Source organism: Chloroflexota bacterium, assembly GCA_014360805.1.
In the GTDB taxonomy this organism is placed as follows: Bacteria; Chloroflexota; Anaerolineae; order DTLA01; family DTLA01; genus DTLA01.
Map to the genome: position 1 here is coordinate 17018 of JACIWU010000003.1, position 11632 is coordinate 28649.

10 protein-coding genes are annotated in these 11632 nt (G+C 67.4%); 8 read left to right on the plus strand and 2 right to left on the minus strand.

Translation table 11 applies throughout. The features are described 5' to 3' along the window. The first annotated feature begins 20 nt into the window (after positions 1–20). From H5T65_00955 to H5T65_00965, 3 genes are all read left to right on the plus strand, one after another. Positions 21–2495: an AAA family ATPase gene (locus H5T65_00955; protein ID MBC7257795.1), complete on the plus strand. Its 2475-nt coding sequence runs from the start codon at positions 21–23 to the stop codon at positions 2493–2495. Positions 2496–2526: 31 nt separating this feature from the next. Then, entirely contained in the window at positions 2527–3615 is a 1089-nt protein-coding gene (rtcA, locus tag H5T65_00960; protein ID MBC7257796.1) for an RNA 3'-phosphate cyclase, read from the plus strand. 132 nt (positions 3616–3747) lie between these two features. Next, on the plus strand, positions 3748–4695 hold the full coding sequence (locus tag H5T65_00965; protein MBC7257797.1) for a ribonuclease Z: 948 nt from the start codon (positions 3748–3750) through the stop codon (positions 4693–4695). A gap of 6 nt (positions 4696–4701) precedes the next feature. Here the strand turns inward: H5T65_00965 and H5T65_00970 are convergent, their stop codons facing one another. Together H5T65_00970 and H5T65_00975 are read right to left on the minus strand one after the other, a co-directional pair. After that, entirely contained in the window at positions 4702–5925 is a 1224-nt protein-coding gene (locus H5T65_00970) for a hypothetical protein (GenBank protein MBC7257798.1), read from the minus strand. Beyond that, positions 5912–6157: a Trm112 family protein gene (locus H5T65_00975; protein MBC7257799.1), complete on the minus strand. Its 246-nt coding sequence runs from the start codon at positions 6155–6157 to the stop codon at positions 5912–5914. The genes H5T65_00970 and H5T65_00975 overlap by 14 nt, the downstream gene beginning before the upstream one ends. Positions 6158–6266: 109 nt before the next feature. On the opposite strand from H5T65_00975, the gene H5T65_00980 reads away from it, so the two are divergent. The 5 genes from H5T65_00980 to H5T65_01000 are packed head-to-tail and all read left to right on the plus strand — an operon-like array spanning position 6267 to position 11617. Next, positions 6267–7184, plus strand: coding sequence for an SGNH/GDSL hydrolase family protein (locus H5T65_00980; GenBank protein MBC7257800.1), 918 nt, complete (start codon positions 6267–6269; stop codon positions 7182–7184). Continuing rightward, positions 7181–7825 (plus strand): protein-L-isoaspartate(D-aspartate) O-methyltransferase, encoded by a 645-nt coding sequence (locus H5T65_00985; GenBank protein MBC7257801.1) that lies wholly within the window; start codon positions 7181–7183, stop codon positions 7823–7825. The genes H5T65_00980 and H5T65_00985 overlap by 4 nt, the downstream gene beginning before the upstream one ends. Next, positions 7815–10121, plus strand: a complete 2307-nt coding sequence (locus H5T65_00990) for an alpha-galactosidase (protein MBC7257802.1) — start codon at positions 7815–7817, stop codon at positions 10119–10121. The genes H5T65_00985 and H5T65_00990 overlap by 11 nt, the downstream gene beginning before the upstream one ends. 58 nt (positions 10122–10179) lie before the next feature. Beyond that, the gene (locus tag H5T65_00995; protein ID MBC7257803.1) at positions 10180–10971 is read left to right on the plus strand and encodes a type III pantothenate kinase; all 792 of its coding nucleotides are present in this window, start codon (positions 10180–10182) and stop codon (positions 10969–10971) included. Further along, on the plus strand, positions 10961–11617 hold the full coding sequence (locus H5T65_01000; GenBank protein ID MBC7257804.1) for a GNAT family N-acetyltransferase: 657 nt from the start codon (positions 10961–10963) through the stop codon (positions 11615–11617). Before H5T65_00995 ends, H5T65_01000 begins: the two co-directional genes overlap by 11 nt. Positions 11618–11632 lie beyond the last annotated feature (15 nt).

Below are 11632 nucleotides of genomic sequence, written 5' to 3' on the forward strand. Positions count from 1 at the left end.
CGGCGAGGTGAAGACCTATGATGCGATTTGATCGGTTTACAGAGCGCGCGCAGGATGCGGCCATGCGCGCCTACGAGATCCTTCAGCGCTACAACCACACGCAGGTGGACACCGAGCACCTGCTCCTGGCGCTGATAGAACAGTCGGGGGGCGTGATCCCCCAGATTCTGGACAAACTGGGCGTGGACGCCGAGACGCTCAAGCAGCGCCTTGAGGCGACATTGCGCGCCGCGCCCAGAACCGCGGGGTTCGGCAGCGCCATGCCCGGCCAGATGTTCATCACGCCGCGCCTGAAGCACGTGGTGGACACCGCCAACGAGGAAGCGAATCGCCTGAAGGACGACTACATCTCCACCGAGCACCTGTTCCTGGCCATCCTGGCGGAGCGGGGCTCGCCGGCGTCGCGGCTGCTGGAAGAGATGGATGTTACCCGCGAGCGCGTCCTGGACGCCATTGCGCAGGTGCGGGGCGGGCAGAAGGTTACCTCTCCGCAGGCCGAATCACGCTACCGCACGTTGGAGCGGTACACGCGCGACCTCACCCAACTGGCCCGGGAGGGCAAACTGGACCCCGTCATCGGCCGCGACAAAGAGATCATGCGCGTGATGCAGATTCTGTCGCGCCGCACCAAGAACAACCCGGTGCTCATCGGCGAGGCGGGCGTGGGCAAGACGGCCATCGTGGAGGGCCTGGCCCAGAAGATTGTGCAGGACGACGTGCCCGAAATCCTGATGGGCAAGCGCGTCCTCGCCCTGGACCTGGGCGCGATGGTGGCGGGCACGCGGTTCCGCGGCGAGTTTGAGGAGCGCCTGAAGACCGCCATTGAGGAGATTCAGCGCGCCCAGGGCGAGATCATCCTCTTCATTGACGAACTCCACACCGTAGTTGGCGCGGGCGCCGCCATGGGCGCTATGGACGCCTCCAACATGCTGAAGCCCGCCCTGGCCAGGGGCGAACTCCAGTGCGTGGGCGCCACGACGCTAGACGAATACCGTCGCTACATAGAGAAAGACGCGGCCCTGGAGCGCCGTTTCGCGCCCGTGTTCGTGGACGAGCCGTCGGTGGAGGAGACGATCCAGATGCTGCGGGGCGTGCGCGATCGCTACGAGGCGCATCACAAGGTGCGCTTCTCCGACGAAGCCTTGGTCGCCGCGGCGCGCCTGTCCAAACGCTACGTAACCGACCGGCACCTGCCCGACAAGGCCATTGACCTGATAGACGAGGCGGCCTCCAAACTGCGGATGGCGATTCACAGCATGCCGCCCGAACTCAAGGAGAAGCGGGCCGCCATCCACAAACTCGCCACCGAGGAAGAGGCCGCCTGGCAGCGTCGCGACTACGAAAAGGCCGCCGTCTATCGCAGCGAGCGCCTGCGGTTGGAACAGGAATTCAACGCCGCCCGCGAAGCCTGGCAGCGCGAAAAGAACATTGACGAAGTCGTGGACGTGCAGGACATCGCCGAGGTGGTGGCCACGTGGACCGGCATACCGGTTACGGCGCTCATGGAGACCGAAGCCGAGCGCCTCGTGCACATGGAGGAGCGGCTCCACGAGCGCATCGTGGGGCAGGATGAGGCCATCCGCGCCGTGTCCAACGCCATCCGCCGGGCGCGGTCCGGGCTGAAAGACCCGCGCCGCCCCATCGGGTCGTTCATCTTCCTCGGCTCGTCGGGCGTCGGCAAGACCGAGTTGGCCAAGGCGCTGGCCTGGTTCCTGTTTGACGACGAGGAGGCCCTGGTGCGCGTGGACATGAGCGAATACCGCGAGCGCCACACGGTGTCCCGTCTCATCGGCGCGCCGCCCGGCTACGTGGGCTACGAAGAGGGCGGGCAACTGACCGAGGCCGTCCGCCGCAGACCCTATCAGGTCGTGCTGTTTGACGAGATAGAGAAGGCGCACCCCGAAGTCTGGAACGCCCTGCTGCAGATTCTGGAGGACGGCCGCCTGACCGACGGCCAGGGCCATACGGTGGACTTCCGCAACACGGTGGTCATCATGACCTCCAACATCGGCACACAGTACACCCGCAAGGGCGGCACGTTGGGCTTCCGCGCGGGCGACGCGCGGGACGCCGAGGAGCGGGCCGCGCACGAGGCCATTGAGCGCGGCCTGCGCGAGACCTTCCGGCCCGAGTTCCTGAACCGCGTGGACGAGATCATCATCTTCCACACGCTCACGTTGGACCAGGTCAAGCAGATCGTGGACCTCCAGATGAAGGAGATTCGCGCCCGTCTGCGCGAGCAGGGCGTGGAGGTGGAATTGACCGAGGCCGCGCGCGACTGGCTGGCGCGGGAGGGCTACGACCCCAACTTCGGCGCGCGACCGCTGCGCCGGGCGCTCCAGAAGCACGTGGAGAACGCCCTGGCGCTGCGCCTGCTGAGCGGCGAATTCCGAGAGGGCGACATCATCATCGTGGATGCAGGCGACACGGGCATCCGCTTCTACCGCAAGGAGAGCGTGGAACTCCCGTCGGATTCCGTCGCCGCAAGCCCGTGAGCAGGGCGCCATGGCCGAAGCGCGGGGCGACTTGCTGGAGATAGACGGCTCCTTCGGCGAGGGCGGTGGGCAGATTCTGCGCACGGCCCTGTCGCTGGCCGTGGCGCTGGGCCGGCCGTTTCGCATGCGTCGGATACGGGCGGGCCGCCCCACGCCCGGGTTGCGGCCCCAGCACCTGCTGGCCGTGCGCGCGGCGGCGGCGCTCTGCGGCGCGACGGTGGAGGGCGACCGCATCGGGTCCCAGGACTTGCTGTTCGCGCCCCAACGCCGACCCGCCGGCGGCGACTATACGTTTGACGTGGGGGCCACAGAAGCGGGCGGAAGCGCAGGAGCCGTCTCGCTGGTGTTCCAGACGCTGTTTCTGCCCCTGTCGCTGGTTGGCGCGCCCTCGCGGCTGACGCTGGTCGGAGGGACGCACGTGCCCTGGAGCCCGCCGTTCCACTATCTGGCGCACGTGTACCTGCCGGCGGTCGCCCGTTTGGGGTTTGCGGCAGACCTGGCGTTGGAACGGTGGGGCTGGTACCCGAAGGGCGGGGGCGTCGTCCATGCCCGCATCCGGCCCCGGCAGCATGCGGCGGCGGACGCGCCCTCCGGCGAGCGCGCGGAGTCGGCCCTGGACTGGACGCGGCGAGGGCGCATCACCCGCATCTGGGGCATCAGCGCGGCGTCCAACCTGCCGGCGCACATCATCCAGCGGCAAAAGGCCCAGGCGCTGGAGACGCTCCGCAAGGCCGGTCTTCGCGCCGAGATAGACGAGGTGGAAGCGCCTGCGGTGGGCTTCGGCACGGTGGTCTTCCTGGTCGCCGAGTACGAACGCGGCCTGGGCGGATTCACCGCCTACGGCGCGCTGCGGAAGCCCGCCGAGCGCGTCGCCGAGGAGGCAGCCCGTGAACTCGTGCGGTCTCACGAGACGAAAGCCGCCGTGGACGAGCATCTGGCCGACCAGTTGCTGCTGCCCGCGGTGCTGGCCGGGGTGGATGTGGCGTTCACCACGCCGCGGGCCACCGAGCATCTGCGTACCAACGCCTGGGTCATAGAGCAGTTTCTCGGCCAGCGGGTGGCGATTGAACCTCACCCGACGGGCGCGCTGGTTCGGGTGCGCGGCGCGAGTGCAGGGTAAGGCGGGTGTCCCCTCTCCCGCCGGGAGAGGGTTAGGGTGAGGGGCATCGGGCATGTCCCCGAACCCGCCATACGGGACACGGGGCGGCTACGGCCGAAGCCCCGCGCAGCATGACAACACAATGGAGACAGCATGTTTGAACTCATCTTTCTCGGAACATCGGCATCCGCCCCGTCCGTCAAGCGCGGGCTGTCATCGGCGATGGTGCTCCACAAGGAGTACCGCTTCCTGATAGACTGCGGCGAGGGCACCCAGCGGCAACTGCTCAAGAGCGGCCTGGGCTTCAAGCGCATGGACCGAATCCTCATCACCCACGGGCACTTGGATCACATCCTGGGTCTGGGGGGGTTGATGTCCACCTTCGCCCGATGGGAGTCCATAGACCGCGTGGAGATCATGGGCGGGGCGTGGGCGCTGGAGCGCGTGCGCACCCTGATGAACGTCGTCTTCGGCGAGGGTATCCCGCCCATAGAAATCGTGTACACCGAACTGGAGCCGGGTATCGTGCTGCAGGACGACTCCTTTGCGCTCATCGCCTTTCCGGTGCAGCACCGAGGGCCTGGGTGCTTCGGGTTCACGTTCTACGAGAAGGAGAAGCGGCCCTTCCTGGTGGACAAGGCCGAGGCGCTGGGCCTCCCGGCGGGGCCCGAGCGGGCGCGGCTGGTGCGCGGCGAGACGGTGAGGCTGGCCGACGGGCGCATTATCACCCCCGACGACGTGCTGGGCGAGCCGATCGGCGGGGCCAAGTTGGTGTTCGTCGGCGACGCGGGGAGCACCGACGGGCTGGCGAGCGTGGCCCGGCACGCCGACGCCCTGGTCATTGAGGCCACGTACACCGACGAGGAAGCCGACATGGCCCGCAAGTTCGGGCACCTGACGGCGTCGCAGGCGGCGCGGCTGGCCGCGGATGCCAACGTGCGCCTGCTCATCCTGACGCACATCTCGCGGCGCTACTCGGAGCGGCAGATTCTGGGCGAGGCCACGCGCATCTTCCCCAACACCGTCGTGGCCAACGACTTTGACACGTTCCGCATCATCAAGCGCGAACCCGCCGCCCAGGCCGACAGCAACGGGGGGTGAGGCGCGCTACGTCCGAACCCTCCGCACGATCAGCGCACCGAGCGCGGCCAGAATCAGCGCCGCCGACGAGCATATCGGCGTGGGGGCAGGCTCTTGTTGCGGGCGCGGCGTCGGCAACACGGGTGGCGTGGTGGGCGCAGGCGTGGGTTGCGGCGGCGCGCCGATGGCCTCTCGCCAGCGCGCGTCCAGTTCGTCAATCCCGAAGCCGTACACCTCGCGCAGGGCATCCTCCTGGTACACGCCCCTCTTAAACGTCTTGAGGAGCGCATCCATCTTGTCCGCGCCAAAGGTATCAATGAGGAACTTCACGACCGAGTAGCACTCGCCGTAGAACAAATCCACCTGCGAGGGGTCGCCCGTGTAGGCCGAAAGCGACCGCACCGAAATCAGGGTGTTGGTGCGAATCGCCCGCTCCAAGTCCGACTGATTCTCGCCGCGCAGGTCCCCTTCGGCGTACATGGCCAGGCCCTCGTCCAGCCACGTGGGCAGCCCGCCCAGCGGGTTGTCGGTGTACGCGCCGATGACGATATGGCTCAACTCGTGGGCGATGGTACGGTCGGCGTCGGCGGCCGTGGACAGGATGACGATGGTATCGCCGCCCATCGCCATGCCCAGGGTGATGGTGGCGATGTCGTAGGACTCGCTGCGCGACGGGATGGCAAGCCGCATGTCGGCCTTGCTGCGGTACAGGAAGATGCGGATGGGTTTTTGGAGTTCTACCCCCGTGCCGGCCTGAAGGCGTTGCAGAGCCGCCTGGGCCGCGGCCATAATCTTGTCGGCCTCGCGTTGGCTATCGCCATACCAGTGGACGACCAGGTTGCCCTCCTGGCGCTGCTTCCAGGTGAAGCGGCTGTCCTCATAGGTTACCGTGGCGCGCTCGGTCTCCAGCGTGCGCCCGTCGGCCAGTTCGGCCCGCCACCAGTAGGTAACGACCCTGCCTGGCGGCACGTCCCCAGGCTCCAGTTCCCACGTCCACTCGGCGTTGATGCGGGTGCCGGTGTCGTCCAGGTTCACGCGGTTGCGCGCCCGCTCGCCCTCCAGTTGGTAGAGCAGGTGCAACGCCTGCACAGGCGAGGCCGTCTGCGCCTGCAAGGCAAAGGTGATGGAGGCGCCGAAGTCCACCTTCGCGGTCAGGCGGCTGCCCGTCCACGGCTCCTGAGCCTGGGCCGGCATGGCGGGCAGAAGCGCCATCAGGAGCAAGACGGCGATGACGAGGCTACGCGTTCTCATCGGGCTTCCCCACGGTCTCCAGCGAGACTTTGGTGATGTCCAACTGCTCGGGCGGCACGTCCATGTACTTGTCCCCTTCCTCAATCAGCATGACGGGGATGTCCTCCACAATCGGGTACTTGCGGCGGCACTGCGGGTTCGGGCACACCAGCCACGAATCGCCGAACATCTGCACTTTGGTTCGGCACTGGGGGCAAACGAGAATGTCCAACAATTCTGGGTCTAGCGCCATCTCCACGGACTCCACGGATAGGATTGGTCTTTGAGCACGCCCCATTATATCACAAAACCTTGCGCACGGCACGTGGACATGCTACAATGAGGGCGTGAAGAAAGGGTGGATGTGGACAATTGCAGCCCTGGCGGGGCTGCTCGCCCTGGAGGGGGCGGCACGGGTGCTGTCGCGGCCCTGGCCGACGCTGGCCGACTTCGCGCTGCGCCGCGAGACCCTGGCGGGCGCAGGGGCCAGGCGCGCCCCGACCCGCGTCCTCCTCGTCGGCGATTCTATCGTGTACGGGCACGAGGTCTCGGCTCACGACGCCTACCCCACGGTGATCGCAAATCTGTGGGGGGCGGCGCATCCCGACCTCCCCGTCGCGTTTATCAACGGCGGCGCGAACGGGCTGACGACAATGCACGGGGTGCAGTTGCTGCCCCTTCTGCTGCGCACTTTCCGACCGCAGGTGGTGGTCATCGCCTTCGGGCTGAACGACGCCAACCTGGCGCGGTCGTACAGCGACGCGCGGCTGGAGGCGGCCTTTGCCGCGCCGACGTGGGTTCGGGCCATGCGCCATTCCCGCCTGTTCGTCGGCCTGGAACGGCGCTGGCGCAGATGGCAGGCGCAATACGCCGCGTGGGAGGGCAAGCGGTGGGAGCCGCGCGTCTCCGAGGGAATCTTCGCCCAGGCGCTGGACTGGATGGGTCGGCGGGCAGAGCGAGCGGGGGCGCGGGTCGTGTTTCTGACCACCACGCCGCTGGCGCCAGAGTTTCGGCCCGAATTGGACGCCGCGTCGCGCCTGGAGTTGCGGCGGTCGTGCGACGCCTACAATGCGCGGGTGCGGGCGGTGGCGTCGGCGCGGCGCGCGCGCCTGCTGGACGTGTACGCCCAACTCCGCCTCCCGCCTGGCGACTGGCTGGCGGATGGCGTCCACCTGAGCGCGAGCGGGTATCGCAAACTCGCCGCGTATGTGCATGAGCGCCTGGAGCCGCTGTTGCTTGGCCTGCCCGCCTGCGAAGAACCGACGGGGGTTGTCCGATGACCAAGCGCAAACTGGTGCTGCGGGAAGTATCCGACCCGCGCGTCCTGGCGGCGATGGAAGCCGTGCCGCGCCACCGATTCGTGCCGGCGCAGTACGCCGAGGACGCCTATGACGATCACCCGCTCCCCATCGGCTACGGCCAGACGATTTCCCAACCGTACATCGTGGCCCTGATGACTCAGTTGCTGGAACTCAAGGGGCACGAGAAGGTGCTGGAAATCGGCGCAGGCTCCGGCTATCAGGCGGCGATCCTGTCCCTGCTGGCCCGCGAGGTATTCACCGTGGAGCGCATCCCGCAACTGGCCGAGAAGGCCCGCGAGCGGTTGAGCGAACTAGGGTATCGCAACGTGCACATTCGCATCGGCGACGGCTACGAGGGCTGGCCCGAGCACGCCCCCTACGATGCCATCATCGTAACGTGCGCGGCGGAGGAGGTACCCCCGCCCCTGATTGAGCAACTGGCCGACGGCGGCCGCCTGGTCATCCCCGTGGGCGAGTCGGGCTGGTCCCAGCGGCTGATGCTGTTGCGCAAGCGCGGCGCCGAGTTGGAGCAGCGCGAGATCGCCGGCGTGGTGTTCGTGCCCCTGGTGCGCGGCGTCGCGCAGCCGCCGGAAAACGCAGGAGGTCCCGATGAATCTTGACGAGACGTACATCCGCGACCGGTTGATTCTGCACGGCAAGCGGGGGACGGTTACGTTCGTCTTCCAGGCCGTGCCGCTGATCCAGCAGGCTTCGGCGCGATTGGAATACCGCGCGGGCAGCGAGCGCCGCGTCCTGGAGATTGCGGGGCCAAACGCCGCGCTGGAGGTGCAACGGGACCACATCCGCTGGGAGCGCAGCGACGACCATGTTCGGCTCCGTTGGTACATCCACCTGGGCGACGACCTGGAAGTCGTCGTGGAGGCGCAGAACGTCGGGGCGACGCCCGTGAACCTGGACTGCCTGGCCGTCCTGGACGTGCGGCAGGACAACGGCGGCGCTGTGAACCTGGGCGCCGACCCTAGGCGGTGGTCGTTCTACAAGCACGGGTGGCAGTCCTGGTCTCCCACCTTCGCCCGCCACATCGGGGATGGGATTTATGTCAACCCAGGTGGCGAGGAATACGACCGCAAGCACACCCCTCACCCGAACTCGGGCACCGAGGACTTCCAGAGCGAATGGTTCACCGTGCTGCACGACCTGGACGGGGGGATGTCGGCGCTGCTGGGTTTCGTGGACGGCCGCCATGCCCTCGCGGATGTGGCGCTGTGCCTGGACGGGCGCTCGTTCCGGCGGCTCGCCGCGACGTGCTACGCCGACGGCGTCGCGCTGGCGCCCGGCGAGCGGTTCCTGTCCGAGCCGCTCATGGTGGCCTTCTCCGATGACCCGCTGCGCCTGCTGGAGCATTACGCCGACCGCGTCGCGGCGCGCATGAACGCGCGAGTCCCCTCCCGCATCCCCACCGGTTGGTGCACGTGGTACTACTTCTACGGCGAGAACTCGGCGGAGGACGTGCTGGCCAACGCGGCGCAGATTCGCAAGCACCACCTGCCCCTGGAATACGTCCTGATTGACGACGGCTACCAGCAGGCCATCGGCGACTGGCTGCGGATTGACGAGACCAAGTTCCCGCAGGGGATGAAGGCCGTGGCCGAGGGCATCCGTGCCACAGGGCTTCGCCCGGGCATCTGGCTGGCCCCCTTTGGCGTCAGCAGCGAATCGGCGGCCTACGCCGAGCACCCCGACTGGACCCTCAAGCGCGCTGACGGCTCGCCCGTTGTCGCCTGGCAGCATTGGGGCACGGACATCTACGCGCTGGATTTGTCCAGAGACGACGTGCTGGACTGGATTGCCCACGTCTTCCGGGTCATGGGCGACGAATGGGGCTACGACCTGTTCAAGATTGACTTCGTGTTCGCGGGGGCGATGGAGGGAATCCGCCACGATCCCGGGGTTACCCGCGCAGAAGCCTATCGGCGGGGGATTGAGCGCATACGCCAGGTCATCGGCGACCGGTTCCTGCTGGGGTGCGGCGCGCCGCAACTGCCCAGCGTGGGCGTGGTGGATGCCATGCGCATCGGCCCCGATGTCGCCTTCAACTGGGACCCCATCTGGGCCGACTTGAGCGCGCCGGCGGTGGCCAATGCGCTGCGCAACACCGCGGCCCGCTACTTCATGCATCGCCGCTGGTGGCTGAACGACGGCGACTGCGTGCTGGTGCGCATGCGCGGCGACCAGTCCGATTTGGTACTGAACGAAATGCGCACCCTGGTTACCTGCATCGCGCTGTCGGGCGGCCTGACCCTGGACAGCGACAACCTGCCCACCATCCGCCCCGGGCGGCTGAAATACCTCCGCATGGCGCTGCCGCCCTCGGGCCTGGCGGCCCGTCCGGTGGATTTGTTCCGCAACGAGAACCCGCGCCATCAGGTCCTGCACATGGACAAGCCCTGGGGCCAATGGTGGGTGGTGGCGCTCATGAACTGGCGGGACAAGACCGCCAGGACCGAAGTATCCCTGCGCGAACTAGGCCTTCCCGAGGGCGAGTACCACGTGTACAACTTCTGGCGGCAACGGTACGTGGGCGTCCGCTCCGACAAACTCGCCTTCCGCCGCCACCAGCCCCACGAGAGCATCGTCCTGTGCCTGAAGCCCGCCTCCGATGCGCCCGACCTGCTGACGTCCACCTTCCACGTAACCCAGGGCGCGGCGGAGATTCAGGGCGTGCAGCGTATGGTGCACGGGCCCAACGGGCAGACGCTGCGCGTGGCCCTGGAGAAAGCGGGGGCGCAGCGCGGCCAACTGGTATTCACCGCGCCTGCGCCGTGGCGCGCCAGCGAGGCCCGCGTGGATGGGCGCAAGTGGCCGTTCCGCGTGCTGGCGTCGGGGCTTGTCGCAGTCCGCCTGCGCCTGAAGGAGCGGGCGCTCGTAGAGGTGGACTTCGTCCGAGACGAATAGCCTGCCGCCGGGTTTGTGCGGCAGTGCAGGTATTCCAATTAGACCGAGGAGGGAACCGATGCTCCTATGCGTGAACGTCGGCAACACCAACACCGTTGGCGGCTTGTACAAGGACGGCGAATGGGTGGCGCGGTGGCGCGTGCGCACCGAACACGACATGATGCCCGACGAGTACGCCATGCTGTGGAAGGCGCTCCTGGACGACAGGGGCTACTCCTTTCGCGACGTGCGGCGGGTAACGATTTCCAGCGTCGTGCCGCCGGTTACGGGCGCCCTGGTGGAACTGTGCGAGCGTTACTTCGGGTTCGCTCCGCTGCTCATCGGGCCGGGCATCAAGACCGGCATGCGCATACGGATTGACAACCCAGCCGAACTGGGCGCCGACCTGCTCTGCGACGCGGTGGCCGCGTATCATCGTTTTCGCACCGCCTGCATCGCCATTGACTTCGGCACGGCGACCACGTTCAGCGCCGTGGCTGACAACGGCGATTTCATGGGGGTGTCTATCGCGCTGGGCCTGGGCCCCGCCGCAGACACCTTGGCGGGACGCACGGCGCAACTGCCCCGCATCAACCTGGTGCCGCCGCCCGCCGCCATCGGCAAGAACACCGTCCACTCCATGCAGTCGGGCCTCATCTTTGGCTACGTGGGGCTGGTAGAGGGCCTGGTCGCTCGCATGCGCTACGAACTCGGAGGCCAGGCCAAGGTGGTGGCCACCGGCGGCCTGGTGCAGGTGCTGGCGCCTTTGCTCAAATGCGTGGATGTCGTGGATCCGTGGCTGACCCTGGATGGGGTGCGGCTGCTCAGCGAGCGGAACGCGCCGCCCGAAGGAAAAACCGGTGACGGATGAAACAGCGCCCAAGCGGGGCGAAGAGGAATCGCCCGTTTACCTGCGCCCCCTCACCGAAGAGGATGCGGAGATCGCCTACGCCTGGTGGCGGGACCCCATCGTGCAGGGGTTGAGCGGCGCGCCGCTGGGGCCGCGCGACCCCGAAGAGTTCCGCCGCTTCTTCGTGGAACGCTACGTCCGCCCCAACCCACGGCGCATCGCCGCGGGCATCGTCGTCAAGGAAACGGGCAAACTCATCGGCCTGTGCGTGGCTCACATTGACCCGGACTTCCGCGAGGCCGAATACGGCATCAAGATCGGCGACCGCTCTTCGTGGGGGAAGGGCTACGGCACGGCCGCCACCCGCGCCTTCGTAGACCAGGTGTTTGAGACCACCGACATAGACTCCATCTACGGCCTCGTGGAACTGACCAACGAGCGCGCCAAGCGCACGCTCATCTCGGCGGGGTTCCGCATCTGCTGCCTGCTGTACAACCGCGAGTTCCTGCGCGTGGACCTGACGCGGTACGAGTGGGAATGCGACAAGCGCCGCCAGGCCCAAGCCGCCCCCAGCCCGAGCCGCGCAGGGGGAACGGCATCCGCGAATAACACGAATCCACACGAGTGGGGAACGGCATCCACGAATAACACGAATCCACACGAATAAATAGGGGAGACACGT

Excerpts from the sequence above, each read along its gene's own strand:
- H5T65_00955 (MBC7257795.1), top strand. The coding sequence starts at position 21 with ATGCGATTTGATCGGTTTACAGAGCGCGCGCAGGATGCGGCCATGCGC.
- H5T65_00965 (MBC7257797.1), top strand. The coding sequence starts at position 3,748 with ATGTTTGAACTCATCTTTCTCGGAACATCGGCATCCGCCCCGTCCGTC.
- H5T65_00970 (MBC7257798.1), bottom strand. The coding sequence starts at position 5,925 with ATGAGAACGCGTAGCCTCGTCATCGCCGTCTTGCTCCTGATGGCGCTT.
- H5T65_00975 (MBC7257799.1), bottom strand. The coding sequence starts at position 6,157 with ATGGCGCTAGACCCAGAATTGTTGGACATTCTCGTTTGCCCCCAGTGC.
- H5T65_00980 (MBC7257800.1), top strand. The coding sequence starts at position 6,267 with ATGTGGACAATTGCAGCCCTGGCGGGGCTGCTCGCCCTGGAGGGGGCG.
- H5T65_00985 (MBC7257801.1), top strand. The coding sequence starts at position 7,181 with ATGACCAAGCGCAAACTGGTGCTGCGGGAAGTATCCGACCCGCGCGTC.
- H5T65_00990 (MBC7257802.1), top strand. The coding sequence starts at position 7,815 with ATGAATCTTGACGAGACGTACATCCGCGACCGGTTGATTCTGCACGGC.
- H5T65_00995 (MBC7257803.1), top strand. The coding sequence starts at position 10,180 with ATGCTCCTATGCGTGAACGTCGGCAACACCAACACCGTTGGCGGCTTG.